This window comes from Marinobacter shunpengi (genome assembly GCF_045449715.1).
GTDB lineage: Bacteria > Pseudomonadota > Gammaproteobacteria > Pseudomonadales > Oleiphilaceae > Marinobacter.
Genome location: NZ_JBJJLA010000015.1, coordinates 275,254 through 301,776 on the forward strand (window position 1 = coordinate 275,254; position 26,523 = coordinate 301,776).

A 26,523-nucleotide genomic window follows, 5' to 3' on the forward strand; every position below is an offset into this window, starting at 1 on the left:
GTATCTTACGTCAAAGGTAACCTATCGATGAAATGGGATATTTTCATAACGTTATTCGAGAAAACCGATTATGAAGTACACGTTCCGTCAACTTGAGGTTTTCCTGGCCGCCTCCCACTACCAGAACATCACCCGGGCGGCGGAGTCGCTGGCCATGTCCCAGTCCGCTGCCAGCAGTGCACTGAAGGAGCTGGAGAACCAGTTCGACATCAAACTGTTCGACCGGGTCGGCAAGCGACTGCAACTCAACGAGCTGGGCCGCTTGTACCGCCCCAAGGTTGAAAGCGTGCTGGCCCAGGCCAACGAGCTGGAGCAGGCCTTCAGCAAACATACGGAGGTGGGTGCCCTCAAGGTGGGGGCTACCCTGACCATCGGCAACTATCTCGCGGTCGGCGTGATGGCCCGCTACATGGACACACCCACTAAACCCCGGGTGTCGCTGGAGGTGGCCAATACCAGTTCCATCGCCAGGCGGGTCATGGACTTCGAACTGGATATCGGTCTGATCGAGGGGGAATTGCAGGCCCCGGAGCTGGAGGTGATCCCCTGGCGCAACGATGAACTGGTGATTTTCTGTTCACCGCAGCATCCGCTTGCCAGCAAGCAGGGGCTCAACGACGAGGACCTGAAATCCGCCACCTGGATTGCCCGGGAACCCGGCTCTGGCACCCGTCAGACGTTTGAGCGGGGCATGCATGGTTTGCTGCCAGATCTGAATATCCTGCTGGAGCTGGAGCACACGGAGGCGATCAAGCGGGCGGTGGAGGCCAATCTGGGCATCGGCTGCCTGTCCCGGGTCTGTCTGCAGGACGCGTTCAACCGGGGTTCCCTGGTGCCTTTAAGGGCGGCGGCGCACCGGCGTTTTGACCGGCAGTTCTATTTCATCCTCCACCGGCAGAAGTATCGCAGTGCGGGAATTGATCGGTGGATGGAGCTTTGTCGGGAGTTATAAGAAGTTCCGCACTCCAGGCGTTAATTCCCCTGCCAGACCAGAGACAGGTTGGGGAGATTTTTCCAGACCCTGGAGCGCCAGGGATGGCGCGACGGAGCCCTACATGGACGTACTTGCGGGGCGTGTCTGGAAAAATTTCACCGACCTGGCTCTGCTTGCACCGGATCTGCAGGCTACCGAGTAAAAAATGCACCCAGGACTTACAGCTAAGTGCAAGGCCCGCAGGGCGATGCCATTTTCCGGGACACGCCCGGCAAGTACATCCCTGGCCGATTTTTTGCTCCTGCAAAATCGGCATTCCCGCCATCCCTGGCGGTCATAGAGCTCGACGAGCGCCGTCCCTGGCGCTCGACGGTCCCGGAAAATAACCTCACCCTGCGAGCTCGAGCCCTGTGCAGGACGCTTGCTAGAAAATCGGCCCACTATGAAACCGGAACTCACTGTCCGGCTCCTCAATCAATCGTTTCTCGATCGCCAGGAACTCCCCTACCCGCTCATCCACCGACCCGCCATTGGCCTGTTCCGCCAGCTTCAGGTAATCCCGGTAATGGCGGGCCTCCGACTTCAGCAGACCGTTGTAGAAATCCGCCAGGGTATCGTCCAGGTGCGGCGCCAAGGCCGCAAAGCGCTCGCAGGAGCGGGCCTCGATAATGGCTCCGACGATCAGCACATCCACCAGGCGTCCGGGGTCCTCCGACCGCACCAGCTCCCGCAGACCGGCGGCATAACGGGCCGGGGACAAATGGCCATAATGGATGCCCCGCTTCTTCATGATCGCCAGCACCTGCTCGAAATGCCGCAACTCCTCCCGCGCCAGACGGGACATCTTGTTGAGCAGATCGGTGTTATCCACATACCGATACATCAGGCTCAGCGCCGTAGACGCCGCCTTCTTCTCACAGTGGGCATGATCAATCAGCATCAGGTCCGGATTGGCCAGGGCGTTATCGATCCACTGGCGGGGCGTGGCGCATGGTAGAAAGCCATGGATCTCTTCAATGGCGGCGGTCAGATCAGTCATGGATACCGGTCATTCGAGGTGGGTTAAGCGGGCGGAGTATACACCGCGACAGGCAGTTACGACCAACGGCACCTTAACTTTGACGCCCGATTCCTATAGAATGCAGCGCCGATTCGTGGCCTTTTCCACACAACACAACGCCCGCCAGCTCACAAGGCCCGCGCGGGTTCCCCAACTGATGAGGGTCGATATCGTGTTAGAAGCATACCGTGAACACGTTGCAGAGCGCGAAGCTCTGGGCATTCCCCCAAAGCCGCTGAACGCGGAACAGACCGCTGAACTGGTGGAACTCCTGAAGAACCCGCCCAAGGGCGAGGAAGAGTTCCTGGTTTACCTGCTGGAAAACCGTATCCCGCCGGGTGTTGATGAAGCGGCCTACGTGAAGGCCGGTTTCCTGTCCGCCATTGCCAAGGGTGAAGCCACCAGCCCGCTGCTGAACAAGGAAAAGGCCGTGGAGCTGCTGGGCATGATGCAGGGCGGCTATAACATCGCCACCCTGGTCGAGCTGCTGGACAACGACGAGCTGGCCAAGCTGGCTGGCGAGAAGCTCAAGAAAACCCTGCTGATGTTCGATGCCTTCAACGATGTGAAGGACAAGATGGACGCCGGCAATGCCGTCGCCAAAGAGGTGATCGAATCCTGGGCCAACGCCGAGTGGTTCACCAGCAAGAAGAAGGTGCCCGAGAGCACCAAGATGGTCGTTTTCAAGGTGACCGGTGAGACCAACACCGATGACCTGTCCCCGGCCCCGGATGCCTGGTCCCGCCCGGACATCCCCCTGCACGCCCGCGCCGCCTACAAGATGGAGCGCGATGGCCTGAAGCCGGACGAGCCCGGTGTCACCGGTCCCATGCAGCAGATCGACGATATCAAGAGCAAGGGCCTGCCGGTTGCCTTCGTGGGGGACGTGGTCGGTACCGGTTCCTCCCGCAAGTCCGCCACCAACTCCGTGCTGTGGTTCTTCGGTGACGACATTCCCGGTGTACCCAACAAGCGCGCCGGTGGTGTCTGTATTGGCAACAAGGTTGCCCCGATCTTCTTCAACACCATGGAAGACGCTGGTGCCCTGGTATTCGAGGCACCGGTTGACGACCTGAACATGGGCGACGTGATCGAGATCCGCCCCTATGACGGCAAGATCCTGAACGAAGCTGGCGAGACCATCTCCGAGTTCGGTTTCAAGTCCGACGTGATCCTGGACGAAGTTCAGGCCGGCGGCCGTATCCCGCTGATCATTGGCCGTGGCCTGACCACCAAGGCTCGCGCGGCCCTGGGCCTGGGCCCCACCGACATCTTCCGTCTGCCCAGTGATCCGGAAGAAGGCACCAAGGGCTTCACGCTTGGCCAGAAAATGGTCGGCAAGGCCTGTGGTCTGGAAGAAGGCCAAGGCGTTCGCCCGGGCACCTACTGCGAGCCCCACATGACTACCGTCGGCTCCCAGGATACTACCGGCCCGATGACACGGGACGAACTGAAAGACCTGGCGTGTCTGGGCTTCCAGGCCGACCTGGTGATGCAGTCCTTCTGTCACACCGCCGCCTATCCGAAGCCGATTGACGTGGAAATGCAGCACACCCTGCCAGACTTTATCCGCAACCGTGGCGGTGTTTCCCTGCGTCCGGGTGACGGTATCATCCACTCCTGGCTGAACCGCATGCTGCTGCCGGACACCGTGGGTACCGGTGGTGACTCTCACACCCGCTTCCCCATGGGCATCTCCTTCCCGGCCGGTTCCGGTCTGGTAGCCTTCGCCGCCGCCACCGGCGTTATGCCCCTGGACATGCCGGAATCCGTTCTGGTTCGCTTCAAGGGCGAGATGCAGCCGGGCATCACCCTGCGTGACCTGGTACACGCCATCCCGCTGTATGGCATCAAGGAAGGCCTGCTGACCGTTGAGAAGAAGGGCAAGATCAACGAATTCTCCGGTCGCATCCTGGAAATCGAAGGCCTGGAACACCTGACCGTTGAGCAGGCGTTCGAACTGTCTGACGCTTCCGCCGAGCGCTCTGCCGCAGGTTGTACCATCAACCTGTCCGAGGAGTCCGTGGCCGAGTACCTGCGCTCCAACATCACCATGCTGCGCTGGATGATTGCCGAAGGCTATGGCGACCCGCGTACCCTGGAGCGTCGCGCCAAGCAGATGGAAGAGTGGCTGGACAACCCGAGCCTGATGCGTGCCGACAAGGACGCGGAGTACGCCCATGTGGTCGAGATCGACCTGGCCGACATCAAGGAGCCCATCGTCTGCTGCCCGAACGACCCGGACGATGCCAAGGTGCTGTCCGAAGTGGCTGGCGACAAGGTGGACGAGGTGTTCATCGGTTCCTGCATGACCAACATCGGTCACTTCCGCGCCGCCGGCAAGCTGCTGGAGCAGAACAAGGAGCCGCTGAAGACCCGCCTGTGGATGTCTCCGCCCACCAAGATGGACCAGCAGCAGCTGATGGACGAAGGCTACTTCAACACCTACGGCACCGCCGGTGTACGCACCGAGATGCCGGGTTGCTCCCTGTGCATGGGTAACCAGGCACGGGTGGAAGCCAAGTCCACCGTCCTGTCCACCTCCACCCGTAACTTCCCCAACCGCCTGGGCGATGGTGCCAACGTGTACCTGACCTCCGCGGAACTGGCAGCGGTTGGCGCGGTACTGGGCAAGCTGCCGTCACCGGCCGAGTACATGGAGTATGCCAAGGATCTGAACAGCATGTCGTCGGAGATCTACCGCTACATGAATTTCGATCAGATGGAAGAGTACTCCGAGAAGGCGAAGTCCGCAGACGTGGCCTGAGCCTGATCCCCGCCTCGCGGGGTCAAGAAAAAACGCCAGCCTCCGGGCTGGCGTTTTTTGTGCGCCGCACAAAAAAGGGGCCCCGCAGGGCCCCAAGGACTGACGTGACTCGATTCGTTATCGGTTGATGGCCTGGAATTCGCCCTTGTCACCTGTCGCCAGGCTGACCACCACGATGGCAATCCAGGAGGCGATGAAGCCGGGGATGATCTCGTAGACGCCCGGACCACCCATGAAGCTGGCGTTCCAGCCCAGGGAAATCCAGATGATCACCGTGGCCGCACCGACCACCAGACCGGCGACTGCGCCGGCACCGTTCATCCGGTTCCACATCAGCGACAGAATGATCAGCGGACCGAAGGCGGAACCGAAGCCTGCCCAGGCGTTACTGACCAGCCCCAGCACCTGCGAGTCCGGATCGGAAGCAATGAAGGCAGCCACGATACCCACCAGTACCACGCAGACCCGGCCAACGTTGACGCATTCGCGGTCGGTTGCGTCCTTGCGCAGGAACAGGCGATAAAAGTCCTCTGTCAGGGAGGACGAAGACACCAGCAGCTGACTGGAAATGGTACTCATCACCGCTGCCAGCAGCGCAGCGTAGAGGAAACCGGTGATCAGCGGATGGAACAGCAGCTCGGACAGGATGATGAAGATCGTCTCCGGATCCGCCACATCCAGGCCATTACGGACGGCATAGGCGCGACCGAAGATACCCAGGGAAATGGCACCGATCAGGGAAATGCCCATCCAGGTCATGCCGATGTTCCGGGCCACTGGAACCTCTTCCACACTGCGTACCGCCATGAAGCGGACAATGATGTGTGGCTGGCCGAAATAGCCCAGCCCCCAGGTAACCGCGGACAGGAAGCCGATGATCGTCAGCCCCTCGGTCCACGACAACAGGGACGGGTCCACCTCATTCAGGGTTTGGGATGCCTGGGCGAAACCACCGCCGCCCTCGCCGAAGAGCACCACCGCCGGCATGATGATCAGCGCCAGCATCATGATGCAGCCCTGGACAAAGTCCGTCATGCTCACCGCCAGGAAGCCACCCACCACGGTGTAGACCAGAACCACACCGAGTGTGATCAGGATACCCACCGCATAGTCGCTCATCCCGGGCACGTTAAGGATTTCGGCAAACGCACTTTCAAACAGCTTGCCGCCAGCAACCAGGCCGGAAGCGGTATACACCGCGAAGAAGAGCACGATGACGATCGCCGATATGGTACGCAGTGGCAGCGCCATAGTCGGAAAACGGTTGGAAAGGAAGGCGGGAATGGTCAGGCTGTTGCCATAGTGAACGGTCTGTTCGCGCAGCCTGGGAGCAACCACCACCCAGTTGACGAACGCTCCCACGAAGAGGCCGATACCAATCCAGGCGCTGGCCAGACCGGACACATACAGCGCCCCCGGCAGCCCCAGCAGCAACCACCCACTCATATCGGAAGCGCCCGCGGACAGGGCCGCGACCTTGGGACTGAGAGCCCGCCCGCCCAGCATGTAGTCTTCCGAGGAAGACGTGGACGTACGCATCGCATACAAGCCGATGGCAATCATCAGCCCGAAATAGAGAAATAGACTTATCCAAACGCCAATGGCCATGAAAATCCTCCAGTTTATTGGGCCGGAACCGTGTCCGACCGTTTGGCGCCCACCTGTCCGTCCTGCGGACCGGCAGTCACACCCTTTATTTTTTTATCTCGTCGGGTATCCCCGTTGCGGTTTTATTGCTTTCCCGTATATCAATGATAGCGTGCTATTTTTATCCCGCCTGCTATCGCATTGTTTTTCCCTCCCTGTTTATCCGTTGATTGGCCAACCGGGCCTTTCAGTGTTCAACCCTCTCCACCCCCAGGGACAACAACGACGCGTTGCCGCCCACGGCGGTGGTGTTGATGGTCCTGACCCGCTCCGTGGCAAAGCGCAGGACATAATGCGGTCCACCGGCCTTGGGTCCGGTTCCGGACAACCCGCGCCCGCCAAACGGCTGCACACCCACCACCGCACCAATCTGGTTGCGGTTAATGTAGGTGTTACCCACCTTCACCCGACGCTCGATATAGGCGGCGGTTGCCTCGCTGCGACTGTGGATGCCGAGTGTCAGGCCGTAACCGGAAGCGTTGATGCCGTCGATCACCTCATCGAGCTGTTCGGCCTCATAGCGGACCACGTGAAGGATCGGGCCAAAATGCTCCCGGTCCAGCTCATGGATGCCCCGGATCCCGACCACGGTAGGCGCGACAAAACTGCCGTTGGCGCATTGATCCGGCAGGGGCGTCTGCGCAATGTGACGTGCGCCGGACGTCCGCAGTGCCTCCAGGTGCGACTCCAGAGCGGAACGGGCCTCCCCGTCGATCACCGGACCAATATCTGTGCGATACAACGCCGGATCTCCCACTGACAGTTCCTGCATGGCCCCCGCCAGCAGTTCTTCCATCCGGTCCGCCACATCCCGTTGCAGGTAGAGCACCCGCAACGCCGAACAGCGCTGGCCGGCGCTGGCGAAAGCAGACTGGATCACATCCGCCACCACCTGCTCCGGCAGGGCGCTGGAGTCCACGATCATGGCGTTCTGGCCGCCGGTTTCGGCAATCAGCGGCACAATCGCCCCCGGGCGTTCCGCCAATTGCCGGTTCAGGAGATGGGCCACGTCCGTGGAGCCGGTGAAGGCCACGCCGGCAATGCGTTCGTCGGGTACCAGTACCCGTCCCAGTCCGGCGCCGTCACCAGGGAGGAACTGAACCACGCCTTCCGGGAAACCAGCCTCCAACATCAATTCGAACGCCCTGGCAGCGATCAGGCTGGTCTGCTCCGCCGGTTTGGAGATCACCGCATTGCCGGCCACCAGGGCAGCCATCATCTGACCAGTGTAGATGGCCAGCGGAAAATTCCAGGGGCTGATACACAGGAAAACGCCCCGCCCCTCCAGGTACAGCTCATTGCTTTCGCCGGTGGGCCCAGGCAGTGCGATCGGCCGCTCGAAACGGTAACGCCCCTGAACCGCGTAATAGCGGCAGAAATCCACTGCTTCCCGCACTTCGTCAATGCCATCCTGCAGGGTCTTGCCGGCCTCCCGGCAGCAGAGTGCGATCAACTCTTCCATGTGCCTTTCCAGCAGGTCGGCAAAGCGCTCCAGGCACGCAGCCCGCTCCCCCACCGGGCGCTCGTTCCAGGCCGGGAAACCGCCACAGGCAGCCTCCAGCGCCTCGCGGGCATGGGTATCGCTGGCCCAGACCACCTCACCAACCATCTTGCCGTGGTCATGGGGGGCATGGACCGGGTTTTTCTCGCCGTCGTCCCGACGGCGACCGGCAATTACGGGGCCGGCCTGCCATTGATGGTCCGACCAGCGCGCCAGCGTGGCCAGCAAAGGCTCACGGTCCATTGCCACCTGGATGTTCAAACCGCGAGAATTGCGGCGCTCCATACCATAGAGCTTTTCAGGCAGGTCGATGCGGTCATTGGACAGGCTTTGGTATCGCTCCAGTTCATCCACCGGATTGGTCACCAGGTCTTCAATAGGGGTACGGGCATCCACCAGGCGATGGACAAAGGAGGAGTTGGCACCATTCTCCAGTAGCCGCCGCACCAGGTAAGGGAGCAGGTCCTTGTGGGGCCCCACCGGCGCATAAATCCGTACCGGAATCTTCTCATTCGACAGGAGGGTGCCGTAGAGCGCATCGCCCATACCGTGGAGGCGCTGGAATTCGAAACGTCGGCCCTTCCTCCGGGCCATCGCGAGCGCCGAGGCCACGGTATGGGCATTGTGGGACGCCAGTTGTGGATACAGGCGGCCGTCGGTGTAGTCACTGAGCAGGAACCTCAGGCAGGCCAGGTAGGAGGTATCCGTGGCCTCCTTGCGGGTAAACACCGGATAACCTGCGGCACCCATCTGCTGGCTGAGCTTGATCTCGGTATCCCAGTAGGCCCCTTTCACCAGGCGGATGGGAATTTCATCCCCCAGGTCCCTGGCCAGCCGGTTGAGCCAGCACAGCACTGGCAGGGCCCGCTTGGAATACGCCTGCACCACCATACCGAAGCCGCCCCAGCCCCGGACAACCGGATCACTGAATACCTTCTCGAAGAGCTTGAGGGACAGTTCCAGCCGGTCCATTTCCTCCGCGTCGATGGTAATGGCGACATCCCGCTCCCTGGCCAGCGACAGCAGGTCCACCAGCGTGTCGTGGAGTTCCGTCATGACCCGCGCTTCCTGGGATTCCTCATACCGGGGATGGAGGGCAGACAACTTGATGGAAATGGACGGGCGGGGAACCCCATTGGTGGTATAGGTGTCGCTGCCAACGCTTTCGATGGCATTCCGATAGGACGCCAGGTAGCCGGCCGCGTCCTCCCGGGTCATGGCCGCTTCGCCCAGCATGTCGAAGGAATAGGTGTAGCCTTTGTCCCGGCACTCCCGGGCGTTCTTCATGGCCTCGTCAATATCACGCCCCAGGACGAACTGCCTGCCCATGATGGCCATGGCCCGGTACATGGCACTACGGATAACCGGCTCGCCGCTGCGTTTTACCAGCCGCTTCCAGATATTCGAGGGTGAGCCGTCAATGCGCCTGTCCATCTTCACCACGCGACCGGTGAGCAACAACCCCCAGGTGGACGCATTCACCAGGGTGGATTCACTGCGACCAACATGCTTCTGCCAGTCGGCGGTGGAGATCTTGTCATGGATCAGGGCGTCGGCGGTGTGCTTATCCGGGATACGCATGAGGGCCTCGGCCAGGCACATGAGCAATATGCCTTCCTCAGTATCCAGGCTGTACTCCTGCAGCAGGGCGTCCACCATATGGACCGTGTCATCCTGCTCCCGCACGTCCCGGATCAGGTCGGTCGCCAGGTGAGTGACAGCCTTTTTCTCCGCGGCATCACTGCGCGCCAGCTTCATCAGCTCACGCAGGTACCCGGACTCATCCACTGCGTAGTTGTCCACAATGGATTGCCAGAACCAGCCACGGGGCTGTTCCTGGAAAGCGGGACCCAGAACATTGGAAGCAGGGAACATATCAGCCCATTCCGAATACAGGTGAAATTAACACGCCTGTAATCTAGCTCGTGTAAGGACCGACCACTTTCAAATTCCTGCGGACTGTTTATAAATTATTACGATCTTTAGGGATTTGAGCGGACGTCAGAGCCGTTCACGAAATTGTGTTGGGGTAAGCCCGCGATGTTTTCGCAAGGCTGTGGTAAAGGCCGACTGACTGGAAAAACCGGTGCGGGCACTGATATCGGCTACCGACAGCGAGGTGGTTCTCAGCATCTGGCAGGCCTGGTCCAGGCGGGTATTGAGCAGGAAACGGTAGGGGCTGGTGGCCATGGCCTCCCGGAACAGTTCATGGAACCGGCTGGGGCTGAGGCAGGCCTGTGCCGCTAGTTCTTCGACGGTGATACGCTGCCCCAGGTTTTCCAGGACATAGCGGCGCAGGGTTTCCGGATCGAGACCGGCGCGCCTCAGCGGTACCCTGTTGCGCTCCTCGCCCAGCCGGTCCGACAGCGCCAGCAGGATCGCCGTTGCCAGGTGGTCGCGGATACCATGCTCTACGGCTGAGCGACGGATCTCCCCCGCCGAGAGTTGCACCAGTTGTTGCAGGTGGACATCCAGCCCCACCACCACCGGCCTCTGGAACAGCCGACTGATCACCAGGAAGTCCTGGTAGTGGGGTTCCTCGGGTTGCGGATGCCAGGCGTCCACATTAATAACCAGCACCTGGTTTTCACGTCCGCCGGAAAATTCGTGGCGCACCCCCGCCGGCACCAGGCAGGCCCGCCAGGTGTCCAGCCGCCCTTCGCGACCGTCCACGCTCACCTCGGCGCCGCCGTACACGCCGATCACGGCCTGATGATGATCGTGGCGGTGCTGGTGAGTGAACTCGGGCAGGGTCTGGAGTCGGGCGGACAGCATCGTCACTCCCTATTGTTGGCCGCGCGGATCAGTCAACCAGGCGGGATATCAGGGTCGATACCTGTCGACTGACCTCTTCCAGGGGCTGTGCGGCATTCACCACATGATACCGCAGGGGCTGTTGTTCCGCCCGATCCAGGTAACAATCCCGGATCCGCTGGAAAAAGGCCGCTTTCTCCTGTTCAAAACGATCAGGCGCACTACGGCTGCGGGCGCGGGCCATTCCCACTTCCACCGGCGCATCCAGCAACACGACATGATCCGGCCTCAGTTCCCCCTGGACCAGTTGTTCCAGGATGGCAATCTGTTCACGGGGCACGCCTCGGCCACCACCCTGGTAGGCGTAGGTGGCGTCGGTAAACCGATCACACAGCACCCAGGTTCCCCGCTCAAGGGCGGGCATGATCAGACTGTGGAGATGCTGGGCCCGGGCGGCAAACATCAGCAGCAGTTCGGTCAGGTCGTTGACCGCTTCGTCCCGGGGCGTCAGCAGCAGTTCCCGGATGGCCTCGGCCATGGGAGTACCGCCGGGCTCACGGGTGACCAGCACCGGCTTCCCGGCGGCTTCCAGGGCTTCCCTGGCCGTGGCGAGCTGGGTCGACTTGCCGACGCCCTCGGTGCCCTCAAACGTGATGAACTGCCCGCGGCTCATTCAGTGCCCTCGTCCCCATTGTCCGGGGCCGGCCAGGAACGGTAGTCCTCGCGACGGTTGAGCTGGTATTCCCGAACCGCCCGGCGGTGATCCTCCAGGGTACGGGAGAACTTGTGACTGCCATCCCCCCGGGCCACGAAATAGTAGGTATCCCCCTCGGCGGGGTGGACGGCGGCATGGATCGCCGCCCGGCCTGGCAAGGCGATGGGGGTCGGTGGCAGGCCGGAGATACGGTAGGTGTTATAGGGGGTGTGGGTACGCAGGTCCCGACGGGTGATACGTCCTTCGTAGGCATCGCCCATACCATAGATAACGGTGGGATCAGTCTGCAGGCGCATGCCCCTCTCCAGGCGCCGGACAAAGACACCGGCAATGTCTCGCCGCTCCCCTGGCACACCGGTTTCCCGCTCGATGATGGAGGCCATGATCAGCGCCTCATAGGGTGTTTCGTAGGGCAGGTCATCCGCCCGACCGGCCCACTCCTCGGCCAGTACGTTGTTCATTTTTTCATAGGCACGGCGGAGAATCTCCAGATCACTGTCACCGCGACTGTAGGCATAGGTATCAGGGAACAGCCGGCCTTCCGGGTGCGCACCCTCGTCCCCCAGTTCCGCCATGATCCTGTCCGCTGACCAGTCGGCGGTGAGCTGCTCCAGGTGCTCCGCCCGGGCCAGGGCCGCCCTCGCGTCCCGGAAGCGCTTGCCCTCGATAAACTGGACCGTGCGCACCTTGGTATCTCCGCGAACCATCAGGGCGATCATGTTCCTGGGGGTCATACCGGGGTGGAACTCGTACTCACCAGCCCGGATGGCGGTCATTTCCGGCTCGACCCGTGCCAGCAGCTTCAGCCAGATGGCCTTGTCCACCAGTCCCTTCTGCTCCAGGTCGTGGGCCACCGCATTGTAGGACGTGCCCCGGGGCACCAGGTACAGCATGGATTCCTGCAGGTTGGCTTCCACCTCAAGGGTTTTGAGACCCTGCCAGCTCCACAGGGCAGCACCGGCCACGGTCACTAGTACCGACGCAACAACCGCAATAACAAACGACTTGATCAACGTAACTCCTCAACGTTTTCTGGCAAGGCTGACGATTGTCGCAAGGTGGTCCGGGAGAGGCAACTGCCGGCCCGCCAGAGTGTGCACCGGCACCGCGCCGATCACACTGTTCAGCAGCAGCAGACCGCCGAAATCGTCCTGGTGACACTGCTCCGGTTGCAGGAACCCTTCCCGTACGATCTGCCCGCTTACCGCCAGCCCCTGTGCAACATGCGCCAGCATGACGCTGTTGACCGCCACCTGGTCACGGGGCGGTGTGCACCATTCGCCCCGCCAGCGATAAAGCAGCGACGTCCGCGTACCTTCCCGCAGGTCACCCCGGTCTCCCCTCATCAGCGCCTCGTAACAGCCTTCCGGCATGGCGCGACTGGCCAGGACCTGCTCCAGGCGGTTGAGGGTCTTGAGTCCGGCCAGCAACGGGTTAACGGTCAGTGGCACGTCGGATATGGATGCCGCCACACCCTCGCCGGGAGGCTCTGGCGGCGCGGCATGGAGGGAAATCAGAAGCCGGGGCTCAGCGGCCTCCGGCGGGCGATAACCACGACCACCACTGCCCCGGGTCAGCAGCAACTTGAGGACCTGGCGGTCCGTTTTCCTGGTCCGCTCAATCAGTGTCTGCCCTTGTTGCAGCGCCAGATCCAGGTCTGCCTGGACCAGGGGAATGCCCAGACGACAGGCGCCGCCCAGCAGCCGCTGGCAGTGCGCCTGCACCAGCTCCGGGCGACCATGACGGACCAGGATGGTTTCAAACAGGCCATCTCCGTAGGCCAGCCCCCGGTCATCACCAGGTACGGTGGCCGGCCCGTGTTCACCGCTCCCGGAAACGAGAATATTGACCATAGGTGCCCCCGGAGACACAAAAAAGCCGCCCTGTCTGCGACAACAGGACGGCTTTTGCCTGGCTTACAGACGATCAGCTGTGTGCGTTGATGTAGTCAATCGCATCCTGAACGCTGGTCAGCTTTTCAGCTTCCTCATCGGGAATCTCGGTCTCGAATTCCTCTTCGAGAGCCATGACCAGCTCCACAGTGTCCAGTGAGTCAGCGCCCAGGTCCTCTACAAAAGAAGAACTGTTCTGAACTTCGGACTCCTTGACGCCCAGCTGTTCACAAACAATCTTCTTAACGCGCTCTTCAACTGTACTCATAATTTCCTCACTTTTTGTCAACCAGGCAATGAAAGATTGCCAGTTTATGGTAAACCCCACCTGCAGACAAGCAGGGACGAAGATAAAACCTATTCAGATAAAGGGCTTGGCCAGAACCAAAGCGGCTTTCCCGGCCAGGGCCCTACCCCATGTACATGCCGCCGTTGACATTAATGGTGTCGCCGGTCACGTAGCCGGCCGCATCGGATGCCAGGAACGCCACCACGGCGGCCACTTCCTCCGGCTGCCCCAGGCGACCGGCCGGAATATTCTCCAGCATGGCACTGCGCTGCCCTTCGTCCAGGGCCTTGGTCATATCGGTATCGATAAACCCGGGTGCCACACAGTTGGCGGTAATGCCCCGGTTGGACATTTCCTTGGCCAGGCTGCGGGTGAAACCTTCAACACCAGCCTTGGCAGCGCAATAGTTACCCTGGCCGGGGTTACCCATGCCGGCGACCACCGAACTGATATTGATGATCCGCCCCCAGCGGGCTTTTGCCATTCCCCGCAGCACCGCCTTGCTCAGGCGATAGACGCTGGACAGGTTGGTTTCGATCACCGCCGACCAGTCGTCATCCTTCAGACGCAGCAAAAGGTTATCACGGGTGATACCAGCGTTATTGACGAGTATCACAGGGGCGCCAACCTCTGCCGTCATTTTCTTCAGACCGGCGTCGATGCTCTCGGGGTCAGACACATCCATCACCATGCCAAAGCCTTCAATGCCGGCTTCCTTCAGGTTGGCGGAAATCGTGTCCGCACCACCCTGGGATGTCGCGGTGCCCACCACCGTGGCACCCTGTTTACCGAGGCTGTCAGCAATGGCCCGGCCAATGCCCCGCGTGGCACCGGTAACCAGTGCAATCTTGCCATCAAGAGACATGAGGAATGCTCCCTTCCATCAATGTAGAAAACGCCGCCAGGGAGACGGCGCCTGTGTATGGTTTAATCGTTGCGGAATGCCTCAAGGGCACCGTCCAGGCCTTCCGGCGTTTCAATGCTGAACACCTTCAGGCTGCGATCAATGCGCTTGCCCAGACCCGCCAGGACCTTGCCGGCACCGCATTCGGCCATCACACCGACACCCTCTTCCACCAGCAGCTTCATGGAATCGGTCCACCGCACCGGTGAATAGAGCTGTTGGACCAGGTTGGCCTTGAGCTGATCGGCGTCCTGGACATGCTCCGCGGAAACATTCTGTATCACCGGGGTCAACGCATTACCGAAACTGACATTGTTCAGGGCCTTGGCCAGCTCGTCAGCGGCCCCCTTCATCAGGGCACAATGGGACGGCACACTGACGGGCAACGGCATGGCCTTGCGGGCCCCCTTGTCCTTGCAGATTTCAATGGCCCGCTCAACCGCCGCGCTGTTGCCGGCGATGACGACCTGGCCCGGCGCGTTGAAGTTAACGGCCGAAACCACCTCTTTGCCGGCGGCTTCCTCACAGGCGGAGATGACCTGATCATCCTCCAGGCCGAGGATGGCGGCCATGCTGCCTTCGCCCGCCGGCACCGCACTCTGCATGAGCTCACCCCGCAGTTGCACCAGACGGACGGCGTCCGCAAAGTCCAGGCTCTCGGCCGCCACCAGGGCGCTGTATTCACCAAGACTGTGCCCGGCCAGGTACTGCGGTTCGGTGCCCCCGGCAATAAACCACTGCCGCCAGAGGGCAATACTGGCAGTCAGTAGCGCCGGCTGTGTCACCATGGTCTGGTTGAGTTCCTCTGCCGGTCCGTTCTGGCAGAGTTCCCACAGATCATAGCCCAGCACATTGGACGCTTCGGAGAATGTCTGCTCGACCACAGGCCAGGCTTCGGAAGCGGCCTTGAGCATACCAACTGACTGAGACCCTTGTCCCGGAAATATAAAGGCTGTTTTCATGACGAAAATTTTACCGTGGTTGGTGGTTCAGTAGGATTAGCCAATAGTACAAGCAAACCGCTGTGAGGACCACGAAGAGCTCCCCGTACAGGACAGCCCGTCCTGTTTCGGTGACCGCCAGATCACAGGACAAGATCGTCCAGACGTTCGTTGATGCGCCGGGGAACTTCCAGCTCCACCTCCCGGACGGCCTGACGGATAGCCGCTTTCATCGCCCGCTCATTGGCATTGCCGTGGCTCTTGATCACCACACCCTGCAAACCGAGCATGCTGGCACCATTATGCCGCGTCGGGTCCATATCGCGAAGCAGGCGCCCCATGATCGGTCGTGCCATAAACCCCACCACCCGACCATAGAGGTTGCGGGTGAACGCCTGCTCAAGCAACTCGATGAGTAGGCCGGCAACCCCCTCACCGGTCTTCAGGGCGACATTGCCGACAAAACCGTCACAGACAACCACATCCGCGACATCCCGAAACAGGTCACTACCTTCAACGTAGCCGATATAGTTCAGGGTTTCACACTGCGCCAGCATATGGGAGGCAAGCCGGACCTGTTCGTTGCCCTTGATCTCCTCTTCCCCCACATTCAGCAGGGCAACCCTGGGCTCGGGAATGGCGCTGACCGCCGACGCCATCAGCGACCCCATCAGGGCAAACTGGTAGAGGTTTTCAGCCGAGACATCGACATTGGCACCCAGGTCCAGCACCTGGCACTGCCCCCGCAGAGAGGGAATCAGCTTGGTGATGGCGGGTCTTTCAATACCGGGATACATCTTTAGGATGGAGCGGCCAAAGGCCATCAGTGCACCGGTGTTACCGGCGCTGACACATCCTTCTGCCTCGCCGTCACGGACCAGCCTGAGGGCCACCGCCATGGAGGCGTTCTGCTTGTGTCGCAGGGCATGGGACGGGCGTTCATTCATACGCACCACGTCCGTGGCGGGCTCGATACGGATTCTTGGGTGCCCTGGATGCAACAAGGCCTTGAGCTGCCCCTGGTTACCCACCAGGATCAGCGTCAAGGCCTCATTGTCGTCGACCGCTTCCAGGGCTGCCGCCACAGCAACTTCCGGACCACGATCACCGCTCATGGCATCAATGGCAAGGGTTACCGAGGTCACCGTACTATCTCACCTGTGCCTGCGTATGGGTCCGGCCCCGGAAGCATAACGGGGTCGGCGCGACGGAATTACTCGTCGTACGCTTCCACGACCTGCTTGCCGCGGTAGAAGCCGTCCGGAGACACGTGGTGACGACGATGAACCTCACCGGTGGTTGCGTCGGTCGACAGGGTCGGTTTGCTCAGGGCATCGTGGGAACGACGCATGCCGCGCTTGGAGCGGGTTTTACGATTTTGCTGGACAGCCATGACTGTACTCCTGACCTGTTTACTATGTGCCCGTAAGCACGTGAATATTGCTAATGCTTGGTTGTCTTCAACCCTTTCAGCACACTGAAAGGGTTGTCACGCTGTTCACCGGAGTCCGAGGTGGCCTCGTCACCTTCGGAACCGGGCTCCAGGGCCTCCAGTTCCGAGGTTGCCGGACAGTCTCCCCGTTCGTGCAGGGGAAAGGCCGGCAGCGCCAGCAACAGCTCGTCCTCCACCATTGTCCAGAGATCGGCCGCATCACCATCGGTGACAAAGGGCTCCAGCTCCGTCGGCAACTGCCGGGCCTGTTCATCGCTGGTCACCAGGCCCAGCTCGAAGGATGAGCGCAACGGGGCGCTTATCCCCGTCATGCAACGCTGGCACTCCAGCTCAACATCCGCTTCCAGTTCCCCCCGGACAACTCGCCGGCGCTCACTGTCAGCGCTGAATACCAGCCGAACCCGGCAATGACCGCCCTCGGGAATGGCCAGAACCGCACCCCGGAAACGGGTCAGCTCCACCAGGGGGATAGTTCCCTCCAGCTCGGCACCTGTTTCCGCCATGCGGTGTGGGTCAACAGACCTTGGCAATTCGGCGTTTGACATAGGCGCGCAATTTTAGGGGCGAGATGCCGCCCTGTCAAAGACTTCCTCCCCTGACCGCGGCAACTTCGTATATATATGGACGACGTCGGTCACAACCCGCTATGGTTGCCTACCTCGACTATAGAGGAGTCCGACCATGCCGACCACTCCGCCACTGGTGCTGGCCTCATCCTCACCCTGGCGCCGGGATCTGCTGGCAAGGCTGGGGTTACCGTTTGAGTGCGCCTCCCCGGATATCGACGAAACACCCGCGCCGGGGGAGTCCGCTCCGACCCTGGTTGAACGCCTGGCCCGCGGCAAGGCGGAAGCCCTCCGTGACCGGTACCCGAGGCATCTGATCATCGGTTCCGACCAGGTGGCCACCCTGGACGGCGCCATCCTCGGCAAACCCGGCAGCCATGAAAAGGCCTGCCAGCAACTGGCCCTGTGCAGCGGCCGGACCGTCACCTTCCATACCGGTCTGGCGCTTCACGATTCAGCCACCGGCATCACCGATACCCTGGAGGAAACCTTCCGGGTCCATTTCCGGTCGCTGCCCGGGGACACCATCGAACGCTACCTGCGGATCGAGCAGCCCTACCAGTGTGCCGGCAGCTTCCGCATGGAGGGCCTGGGTATTGTCCTGTTCAGCCGCCTGGAAGGCCGGGATCCCAACACCCTGATCGGACTGCCGCTGATTGCCCTGACGGACATGTTGCAACGGCGGGGCGTGGATATCCTGGGGAGCGCAAGCCCTGCATAGAACCCTCACTGGCGAGCAAAACCTAGCGAAGGTCGAAGCGGGAGCCCGCCAGCTCGGTGCGCAATGCACTGACAATGGAGACACCCAGCGCATCGGTGAACTGCTTGAATGGAGACGGCTGGACGGTGTAGTCCACCAGCTCTTCCTCGCCCACCAGCTCACGGGCCACCCAGGAGGTGCTGCCGAGCCCATCCACCAGCCCCAGCTCCAGGGCCTGCTCCCCGGTCCAGACCAGGCCACTGAACAACCGCTCGTCATCCGCCAGGCGTTCACCACGCCCCTTGCGGACATACTCGATGAACTGCTCATGGGTATTCTTCAGCACATCCTGCCAGAAGGCCACTTCACCAGGCTCCTCCGGTGAGAACGGATCCAGGAACGCCTTGTTCTCCCCGGCGGTATAGAGCCGCCTCTCAACCCCGGCCTTGTCCATCAGGCCGGTAAACCCGAAACCACCGGACACCACGCCAATGGAACCCACCAGGCTGGCCCGGTTGGCGTAGATCTCGTCCGCCGCCGCCGCGATGTAATAGGCACCGGAGGCGCCCATGTCGCTGATAACCGCGTATACCTTCCTGTCCGGATGCTCTTCCCGCAGACGGACGATCTCATCATAGACATAGCCCGCCTGTACCGGGCTGCCGCCAGGGCTGTTGATGCGCAGCACCACGGCCCGGGCATTTTCCGCCTCAAACGCCCGCCGCAGCGCCCCCACCAGGTTGTCGGCACTGGCATGGGTATCCGAGGCGATGGTGCCATTCACCTCTACCACCGCGGTGTGGGCCTCCACCCCCGCAGTATCCAGTCCGCCCGTCAGCGGCGCCCGGAACATGAAGAGCAACGCGAAGAGATAGAGGAACGTCAGGATCTTGAAGAAGATACCCCAGCGGCGGCTCCTGCGCTGCTCAGCCGTCAGCGCGCCCACAAGCTTTTCCAGGGCCTGCGAATCCGTCACCCCGGACGACCGTGGCGCCTTGCGGACCGGATCGTCACCCCAGCCCTCGGATGAATTCCATTCTGACATGCACTACCTCTCCGTTTTTGTTGAGGTACCGGGTAAACCGGCGCCATCCAGACTCAGACCAGCTTCAGCGCCTCGCGCAGTTCGCGTACATTGCCCGCCACGAACACCGGATCATACCGGCCCAGTTCATCGCGCTTGTGAACACCCCACTCCACACCAATCGACGGCATGCTGATACGGCGCGCCATATCCAGATCATATCGGGTATCGCCGATCATCACCGCGTCGTCGGGCTCAATATCGAAATACTCCAGGATCTCCACCAGCATTTTCGGATCCGGCTTGGAGCGGGTCTCATCGGCACAGCGGGTGATATCGAAATGCGGTCCCAGACCACTGGAAACCAGTGCCGAGTCCAGCCCCCGCCGGCTTTTGCCCGTGGCCACCGCCACCTGGCGCCCGTCCAGCTTCAGGTCCGCAACCACATCGGCCATGCCATCGAAGACGTTCTGCGGCAGGGTCTTCCGGGCGAAGAAATACCGGGCATAGCCTTCCCGGATGGACAGCATCTCGTCCCGGGAAATACCGGGGTACAGTGCTTCCAGGGCCTCCGTCATGCCGAGGCCAATAATATCCCGGTAGGCCTCCCGCTCCCGGGCCGGGAAGCCCAACTCAACGGCGGCCTGGTGGAGGCTGCCCGCAATGTGCTCCACGGAATCCACCAGGGTGCCGTCCCAGTCAAAAATCACTACCTTATACGTCATACCTGTTCCGTCCCAGGGTTACTGCATTATCGATCCAGCCCGCCGAGAACCGCGGCGAATGACTCGTCGTAAGGTGCCTCCAGGCGATGCCACTGCTCGCTGCCCGGCAGCCGGAATTCCAGCGCGCGGGCATGGAGCATCAGCCGGTTCCCGCCGACACGCCGGAAGGCACGCTGGCTGGCCGCATCCATATACTTGTCGTCACCGGCAATCGGATGACCCGCACTGGCACAGTGGACCCGTATCTGGTGGGTCCGCCCGGTCACCGGCGATGCCTCCACCAGGCTATAACCCTGCCATACCTCCAGTGTCCGGTAGCGGGTCAGGGAGGGCTTGCCCTCCACGTCCACACGCACGCGCCGCTCCCCATTGGGCATTTCATAGCGCAGCAGGGGCTCGGATACCTCCGTAACCCCCTCCGGCCAGTGCCCGCTGACCAGGGCATGATAATGCTTGCGCACTTCACGGCGGCGGAGCTCATCCTGCAGGAACTTCAGGGACGATCGCTTCTTTGCCACCATCACCAGACCGGAAGTATCCCGATCAAGCCGATGCACCAGCTCCAGGAAGTGCGCTTCGGGGCGTGCCGCCCGCAGCACCTCGATCAGGCCAAAGCTGAGGCCGCTACCACCATGGACAGCGATGCCGGACGGCTTGTTCACCACCAGCAATTCGTCGTTCTCGAAGACCACCGCGTTTTCCATGACCGCCTGCACCCGGTCCCCGGGGATGGAACTGGTCGGCCGCTGCGGCTTCACCACCGGCGGGATCCGCACCTGATCGCCGGCCTGCAGGCGGGTATCCGGCTTCACCCGGCCCTTGTTGACCCGTACTTCACCCTTGCGCACGATCCGGTAGATCTTCCCCCTGGGAATGCCCCTTAGGCGGGCCATCAGGAAGTTGTCCAGTCGCTGGCCGGCCATGTCCGGCTCCACGGTAATCCACTGGACGCCGGTGGGCTGCTTGCCCGTGTCGTTACGGGATTCGCTGGCAGACCCGGTGCGCCGCCGGGGCCTCGCGGATTGACTGCGCTGGGGAGATGCCATATCGGGAATGGATTCCTGAAGGGTGCGGGATTGATGAGTCGGGGCTTTGCTGCTATATTCCGGCATGCTTTTCCGTTTGTCTACGGCCCGGCCAACATGCCGACCGCCGGAGCGGTTGAAGTATACAGAGACTGACCGGGAGTTTGAATGCCCGATACCCTGACAACCGGGTACTCGCCAGGGCAACCAACACGGCAGAAGCAGACAGAGAAATCCGGGTGCCAGCAGGCCCGCTAACCAGGCGACCTGCCATGAACACCCGCAACCCGACCGGCCCTGTATGATCAGCCGGGCGGGCAACTTGGTAATACCAGGCCCGGGAGCGTCAGCCGGAAATCGGCGGACCACCCGTTCCAGCACCATAAGCGACGGTGCCAATGGAAGACCGGGCATGACAGTAACCACGCAGGGAACCCTGCGGGAAACGCGAAGATTTACACCAGCACGCCGGGCCGGGCCGTCCAGATGACGAATATGACATGAGACCCAGGCACCAGCGTGAACCGAAAGATACGTAGCATGCGTCGACAGAAACTGACTCCATACACCCCTTCCCTGCCAGCAGGCACGGGCGGCGTATGGTTCGGACCGGAACAGGGCGAACGGCTCACCGTTCCCGCCTGACCATTCTGATGGCCGGGGCTTGCCCGTCCATACGCGGTTGCGCTTCGTGAATACCCGCGGTTTCCTGTCTAACTAATTGACAGGAATCATCTTTTCCATGAAAAGAATGCTCATTAATGCAACTCACCCCGAAGAGTTGCGCGTAGCACTGGTCGATGGCCAGAAGCTGTTTGACCTGGACATCGAATCCTCCACCCGCGAGCAGAAAAAAGCCAACATCTACAAGGGTCGCATCACCCGAGTCGAACCCAGCCTGGAAGCCGCCTTCGTGGACTTCGGCGCCGAACGCCACGGCTTCCTTCCCCTCAAGGAAATCTCCCGGGATTACTTCCGCAAGCCCCCCGGCCAGATCGAAGGCAAGATCAACATCAAGGATGTGGTCTCCGAGGGACAGGAAATCATTGTCCAGGTGGACAAGGAAGAGCGCGGCAACAAGGGTGCAGCCCTCACCACCTTTATATCCCTGGCCGGCCGCTACCTGGTGCTGATGCCCAACAACCCCCGCGCCGGCGGCATCTCCCGTCGTATCGAAGGGGAAGAGCGCGCCCAGCTCAAGGACGCCCTGAACGAAGTGGAAGTGCCCAAGTCCATGGGCATCATCGTGCGTACCGCCGGCATTGGCCGCAGCGCCGAGGAACTGCAGTGGGACCTGAACTACCTGATCGCCACCTGGGACGCCATTACCGGCGCCGCCAAGGACCAGAAAGCCCCCCGCCTGCTGCACCAGGAAAGCAACGTTATCATCCGCGCCGTGCGCGACTACCTCCGCCAGGACATCGGCGAGGTGCTGATTGACTCCCCAGGCGTCTACGAGAACGTGCTCGGCTTCGTGCGCCAGGTGATGCCGTCCTTCGAGAACAAGATCAAGCTGTACGAGGACGAGATTCCCTTGTTCAGCCGCTACCAGATCGAGGCCCAGATCGAGACCGCCTTCCAGCGAGAGGTGAAACTGCCCTCCGGTGGCTCCATCGTGATCGATCCCACCGAGGCCCTGGTCTCCATCGACATTAACTCTTCCCGGGCCACCAAGGGCCAGGATATTGAGGAAACCGCCCTGCAGACCAACCTGGAAGCGGCGGACGAAATCGCCCGCCAGCTCCGGCTGCGGGACATGGGCGGGCTGATTGTCATCGACTTCATCGACATGACCCCGGCCCGTAACCAGCGGGAAGTGGAACAGCGCGTGCGCCAGGCCCTTGAGCTGGACCGCGCCCGGGTCCAGGTGGGCAAGATATCCCGCTTTGGCCTGCTGGAAATGTCACGCCAGCGGCTGCGTCCCTCCCTGGGCGAGACCCGCAGCGAAGTCTGCCCCCGCTGTAGCGGCCAGGGCACCATCCGGGGTATCGAATCCCTGGCGCTGAGCATCATGCGCCTGATCTTCGAGGAGGCCTCCAAGGACAAGACCGGCGAGGTTCGCGCCGTGGTACCGGTGTCCGTGGCCACCTTCCTGCTCAACGAGAAGCGCAAGCAGCTGGCGGATATCGAAGCCAGGCAGAAGGTGGAAATCCTTGTGGTTCCCACCCCCCACATGGAAACACCCCACTTCGAGATTATCCGGTTGCGCGACGATGAAACCGGAGAAAAGGTCTCCAGCTATCATGTAGCTGATGAATACAGCGCCCGCGAGGAAGAGCAGGTGGACGCCCAGGTGTCCCGCGAAGCACCTCCCCGCGAGGAAGCCGCAGTGAAGTCCATCCGCCCGGCGGCCCCGGCACCCAAACCTGCCGCGGCCCCGGAAACCCAGACCGAAGACGCCGGTGACGAGGGCATGTTCCGCAAGCTCTCCCGCAAGATCGCCAACTTCTTTGGCGGTGAAAGCGTCGAACAGGACCAGGAGCGATCCCAGGGTACTGGCGGAAACCGCAACCAGCAGGGCCGTCAGGACCGTCGCAAATCCCGTGTCGCCCGGGATGACCGTAGCGAAGGCGACAAGCGCCAGGGCGGTGATCGTCGCAGCCAGGGGCCCCAGAACCGGGATGACGATAGCCGGGGCGGCCGCAACCGGAATCGTAACCGTAACCGCAACCGTCGCTCCGGTGACAACCGCCAGGACCAGCAGGGTGGTCGGGATACCCAGTCCCGGGACAGCAGCCGGAAAGGCGCGCCCCAGAAAGACGGTGGCAAACCGGATGATCGCCGCGGCGGACAAGGCCCCAAAGGCGGTAAGGGCAAGGATGACAGCCAGGGTAAGAAACCCCAGGGTCGCCAGGACCAGCCCAAGTCCGAGAAGGACAGCGGCCAGGACATAGGACCCGACAAGGGACCGGACAAGGCTCAGGGCAAGCCCGAGAAGAGCGACAGGCCCAAGCGCAATCGCCGCAGCCGCAACCGCGACGGCTCACCGGCAGAGACCCCGGCCACCACGCCAGCCAGCCGCAAGGCCGAGCGTACTGAAAAACATCAGGGCGAGCCGGCGGACCGGGAAACCGGCCGGGCTTCCGCTGCACCGGTGAAGCCCGGGGACAAGCCTGATAGCGGGGAGCCCCGTAGCCAGAGCGTTCCGGAACAGAAACAGCCGGCAGCGGCGGATACCCGAACCACGGACAGCAGGGACGCTTCCGACCGGAAGGCCGAGGCAGGCAAGACTGAACAGCCCGCCCAGGGCGCCGGGGACGGGGACACCGACAAGAAATCGGCGGATACCGAAGCTAAAGCGAAGGCACCGCAGACGGAAGACGACAAGTCCGGCCCAGGCGCTGAGGCGAAGGCCGAGAGTACTGCCGCCACTGCCGCAAGCGCCGACGGCAAGAAGGCTGACGCCGAAAAACCGACTGCCGCCCCCGCGGGGAAGGCGCCGGACGGCAAGGCCCAGGACAAGACCGCTGCATCGGATGACAAACCGACCACACCGGTCACCGATGAGGCGCCCGGGCAGGCGGACGCGGAGCCTGCTGAAGCGGAACGCAAACAGCCGGACGTACAGTCTGAAGGCAAGTCTGATGCCGACCAGGAGGCTCCGTCGGAGCCCGGCAAGGATTCGGGCAAGCCGGCACGCAAGCCCAGGCCCGAGAACAAACGGGCAGCCCGGGCAGAGGATGACGGGGGCCAGCCGACGGCTGACCCGAAGGCATCCGAAGCCACTGCTCCGGCCGAGGAAGACAGGGACACCAAACCGTTGACCGACTCAGGCGCCAGCCAGGAAGAGAAACCGGCCAGAAAGCCGGAGCCGGCACCGACCGCCGAACAGGGCGATAACAAGCTGGCGGAAGAGGCCGCGAAGTCTGAGCCCAAGGCTCCGGAAGCGCCTGTCACCCCCGGTCGCGCCTACAACGATCCGCGCGAAGTGCGCAAGCGCCAGCGCGCGGCAGAAGCCGCCCGCAAGGCACAGGCCACGGAGAGCGCGGATTCGGGCAAAGACGGTGACGGGACCAGCAGCTCTGGCCAATAAGCGTTGAAAAATTCACGGATACCCATCTAAGGTATCCGTGAGACCCCACCATGGCCGTGCGCCAGGAGCAGTTGCATGCTGAATAACGACGAGATCGAAGCGCTGGAAGACATTCTCTTCGCAGATCCCTGGGGAGAGGAATCACTGGATTTCTTTGGCCTTCATGGCGTCGTATGCGCCAGCGTGGTAGGTCCCCAAACCCTGGACGCCGCCGAGATCTTCCGGCTGGCAACCGGTCAGGAGTCGGTGGCACCGGACGATGTGCCGGAGGTGTTCGCCCGCCTTACCGACCAGTTGGCCCAGGGGCTGGCGCACTCCCTGGACATGGGACAATCGCTGGAATTACCGGAACCGGAGGACGGCGACCCCATGAATGCACTGGAAAACTGGTGCGCGGGGTTTGTCGATACGTTCCTGGAACATGAGGAAGCCTGGCTGGAGGAAGACGAGGCGGAAACCGCCGAGCTGATGGTTCCCATGCTGACCCTGTCGGGCCTGTTCGACGACGAGGACTTCCGCAAGGCCCGGGAGGACGACAAGGTCGCCCAGCAGATGGCGGATGCCATTCCCGACACCCTCACCGACCTGTATCTGCAGTTCCACGCCCCGGATTGAACCGGGGCCGGGTGTCTCACGGGGCACCCACCTGTTTCGCTGAACGCCTCAGGCCGGGGCGTTCCGAAACCGGTCCCACACCGGTGTCAGCCCCTCCGGCAACCCCGGGATCCGTCCCAACTCACACCAGCTTGCACCCGGAAAGTGAAAGTCGCTGCCACGGGATGCCAGCAGTGACTCACGTCGGCACAACTCCGTCAGGAACCCCAGATCCCCGCTGGACTGACCGGAGGTAATCACTTCAATGCCCTCCCCGCCCGCAGCCATGAAGTCAGCGACCAGCTCCCTGAGCCGGGTGGCGGTCAGTTTGTATTTGCGGGGGTGGGCCACAACGGCAATGCCACCGGCGTCGGTGATCCAGCGGACCACCTCGGACAGCTCCGGCCAGAAGGCCTTCACGTCGCCCGGCTTGCCGCTGCCGAGGTACTTCCTGAAGGCCTGGGCGGAATCCTTCACCAGACCGGCTTCCACCAACGCCCGGGCAAAATGGGGGCGACCGGGCACATCCCCCTGGGCCAGCCCGGTGGCGCTGTCCAGGATACCCTCATCACAACCATTGACGTGCCTGGCCAGCTTTTCCGCGATTCGCCGGCCCCGTTTCCAGCGGTTGGCCTGCTGGCCCGCCACCCGCTCCAGGAATTCAGCATTGTCCAGATCCATGTCCAGACCCACGATATGAATCGTATGCTTGCGCCACACACAGGAAAGTTCGATACCATTGATCAGCTGGATATTCGCCTTACGGGCCGCACCACGTGCCTCGGCAATACCGTCGACGGTATCGTGGTCCGTTAGCGCCAGATGGGTCACCCCCTTCTCCGCTGCACGCGCCACCAGTGCTGACGGGCTCAGGGCGCCGTCCGATGCGGTACTGTGGCAATGGAGGTCAATGCAATGGCTGGCGTGCTGGGTTATAGTCACTGGCTTTCCTGAACATCCGGTTTAAACCGACAGTCTACCATGTTCATCAACGGAGAC

The 26,523-nt window shown here is 62.0% G+C and carries 22 protein-coding genes; 5 read left to right on the forward strand and 17 right to left on the reverse strand.

Going from position 1 to position 26,523, the window contains the following annotated elements:
* Positions 1-70 precede the first annotated feature (70 nt).
* Entirely contained in the window at positions 71-952 is an 882-nt protein-coding gene (locus tag ACJO3T_RS09270) for a LysR family transcriptional regulator (protein WP_406978357.1), read from the forward strand.
* 406 nt (positions 953-1,358) lie between these two features.
* Here the strand turns inward: ACJO3T_RS09270 and ACJO3T_RS09275 are convergent, their stop codons facing one another.
* Positions 1,359-1,973, reverse strand: a complete 615-nt coding sequence (locus ACJO3T_RS09275) for a MiaE family protein (RefSeq protein ID WP_406964471.1) — start codon at positions 1,971-1,973, stop codon at positions 1,359-1,361.
* 193 nt (positions 1,974-2,166) lie between these two features.
* Between ACJO3T_RS09275 and acnB the strand changes: the two genes are divergently transcribed.
* Positions 2,167-4,761, forward strand: a complete 2,595-nt coding sequence (gene acnB, locus ACJO3T_RS09280) for a bifunctional aconitate hydratase 2/2-methylisocitrate dehydratase (RefSeq protein ID WP_406964470.1) — start codon at positions 2,167-2,169, stop codon at positions 4,759-4,761.
* Positions 4,762-4,878: 117 nt separating this feature from the next.
* Here the strand turns inward: acnB and putP are convergent, their stop codons facing one another.
* From putP to ACJO3T_RS09340, 12 genes are all read right to left on the reverse strand, one after another.
* Positions 4,879-6,369 carry a sodium/proline symporter PutP gene (gene putP / locus ACJO3T_RS09285; RefSeq protein WP_406964468.1) on the reverse strand — a complete coding sequence of 497 codons (1,491 nt, stop codon included), beginning with the start codon at positions 6,367-6,369 and terminating at the stop codon, positions 4,879-4,881.
* Between the two features lie 226 nt (positions 6,370-6,595).
* Positions 6,596-9,784, reverse strand: coding sequence for a bifunctional proline dehydrogenase/L-glutamate gamma-semialdehyde dehydrogenase PutA (putA, locus tag ACJO3T_RS09290; protein WP_406978358.1), 3,189 nt, complete (start codon positions 9,782-9,784; stop codon positions 6,596-6,598).
* 126 nt (positions 9,785-9,910) lie between these two features.
* A complete protein-coding gene (locus ACJO3T_RS09295; protein WP_406964465.1) occupies positions 9,911-10,684 on the reverse strand; it encodes a helix-turn-helix domain-containing protein in 774 nt (257 codons plus the stop codon).
* A gap of 28 nt (positions 10,685-10,712) precedes the next feature.
* Complete coding sequence (gene tmk, locus ACJO3T_RS09300; protein WP_406964464.1) at positions 10,713-11,336, reverse strand: dTMP kinase; 624 nt, start codon at positions 11,334-11,336, stop codon at positions 10,713-10,715.
* Positions 11,333-12,391 (reverse strand): endolytic transglycosylase MltG, encoded by a 1,059-nt coding sequence (mltG, locus tag ACJO3T_RS09305; protein WP_406964463.1) that lies wholly within the window; start codon positions 12,389-12,391, stop codon positions 11,333-11,335. Before mltG ends, tmk begins: the two co-directional genes overlap by 4 nt.
* Positions 12,392-12,400: 9 nt before the next feature.
* Positions 12,401-13,231: an aminotransferase class IV gene (locus ACJO3T_RS09310; RefSeq protein WP_406978359.1), complete on the reverse strand. Its 831-nt coding sequence runs from the start codon at positions 13,229-13,231 to the stop codon at positions 12,401-12,403.
* Between the two features lie 73 nt (positions 13,232-13,304).
* Positions 13,305-13,538, reverse strand: coding sequence for an acyl carrier protein (gene acpP, locus ACJO3T_RS09315; protein WP_091848505.1), 234 nt, complete (start codon positions 13,536-13,538; stop codon positions 13,305-13,307).
* A 142-nt stretch (positions 13,539-13,680) separates the two neighbouring features.
* Positions 13,681-14,424 carry a 3-oxoacyl-ACP reductase FabG gene (gene fabG / locus ACJO3T_RS09320; RefSeq protein WP_406964461.1) on the reverse strand — a complete coding sequence of 248 codons (744 nt, stop codon included), beginning with the start codon at positions 14,422-14,424 and terminating at the stop codon, positions 13,681-13,683.
* A 62-nt stretch (positions 14,425-14,486) separates the two neighbouring features.
* The gene (gene fabD / locus ACJO3T_RS09325; protein WP_406964459.1) at positions 14,487-15,425 is read right to left on the reverse strand and encodes an ACP S-malonyltransferase; all 939 of its coding nucleotides are present in this window, start codon (positions 15,423-15,425) and stop codon (positions 14,487-14,489) included.
* Between the two features lie 122 nt (positions 15,426-15,547).
* Positions 15,548-16,549 carry a phosphate acyltransferase PlsX gene (plsX, locus tag ACJO3T_RS09330; RefSeq protein WP_406964458.1) on the reverse strand — a complete coding sequence of 334 codons (1,002 nt, stop codon included), beginning with the start codon at positions 16,547-16,549 and terminating at the stop codon, positions 15,548-15,550.
* A gap of 68 nt (positions 16,550-16,617) precedes the next feature.
* Positions 16,618-16,797 (reverse strand): 50S ribosomal protein L32, encoded by a 180-nt coding sequence (gene rpmF, locus ACJO3T_RS09335; protein WP_328189092.1) that lies wholly within the window; start codon positions 16,795-16,797, stop codon positions 16,618-16,620.
* 50 nt (positions 16,798-16,847) lie between these two features.
* On the reverse strand, positions 16,848-17,360 hold the full coding sequence (locus tag ACJO3T_RS09340; protein ID WP_406964455.1) for a YceD family protein: 513 nt from the start codon (positions 17,358-17,360) through the stop codon (positions 16,848-16,850).
* A gap of 178 nt (positions 17,361-17,538) precedes the next feature.
* Between ACJO3T_RS09340 and ACJO3T_RS09345 the strand changes: the two genes are divergently transcribed.
* On the forward strand, positions 17,539-18,144 hold the full coding sequence (locus ACJO3T_RS09345) for a Maf family protein (protein ID WP_406978360.1): 606 nt from the start codon (positions 17,539-17,541) through the stop codon (positions 18,142-18,144).
* A 22-nt stretch (positions 18,145-18,166) separates the two neighbouring features.
* Here ACJO3T_RS09345 and ACJO3T_RS09350 read toward each other — a convergent pair whose 3' ends face one another.
* The 3 genes from ACJO3T_RS09350 to rluC are packed head-to-tail and all read right to left on the reverse strand — an operon-like array spanning position 18,167 to position 20,918.
* Entirely contained in the window at positions 18,167-19,168 is a 1,002-nt protein-coding gene (locus tag ACJO3T_RS09350; RefSeq protein WP_406978361.1) for a S49 family peptidase, read from the reverse strand.
* A gap of 53 nt (positions 19,169-19,221) precedes the next feature.
* Positions 19,222-19,872, reverse strand: a complete 651-nt coding sequence (locus tag ACJO3T_RS09355) for an HAD family hydrolase (RefSeq protein ID WP_406964451.1) — start codon at positions 19,870-19,872, stop codon at positions 19,222-19,224.
* 26 nt (positions 19,873-19,898) lie between these two features.
* Positions 19,899-20,918, reverse strand: a complete 1,020-nt coding sequence (rluC, locus tag ACJO3T_RS09360; protein WP_406978362.1) for a 23S rRNA pseudouridine(955/2504/2580) synthase RluC — start codon at positions 20,916-20,918, stop codon at positions 19,899-19,901.
* Positions 20,919-21,639: 721 nt separating this feature from the next.
* Here rluC and rne point away from each other — a divergent pair.
* Both rne and ACJO3T_RS09370 read left to right on the forward strand, forming a co-directional pair.
* Complete coding sequence (gene rne / locus ACJO3T_RS09365; RefSeq protein ID WP_406978363.1) at positions 21,640-24,930, forward strand: ribonuclease E; 3,291 nt, start codon at positions 21,640-21,642, stop codon at positions 24,928-24,930.
* Between the two features lie 75 nt (positions 24,931-25,005).
* Positions 25,006-25,545 carry a YecA/YgfB family protein gene (locus tag ACJO3T_RS09370; RefSeq protein WP_406964447.1) on the forward strand — a complete coding sequence of 180 codons (540 nt, stop codon included), beginning with the start codon at positions 25,006-25,008 and terminating at the stop codon, positions 25,543-25,545.
* Between the two features lie 48 nt (positions 25,546-25,593).
* Here ACJO3T_RS09370 and ACJO3T_RS09375 read toward each other — a convergent pair whose 3' ends face one another.
* Positions 25,594-26,466: a PHP domain-containing protein gene (locus tag ACJO3T_RS09375; protein ID WP_406964446.1), complete on the reverse strand. Its 873-nt coding sequence runs from the start codon at positions 26,464-26,466 to the stop codon at positions 25,594-25,596.
* Positions 26,467-26,523 lie beyond the last annotated feature (57 nt).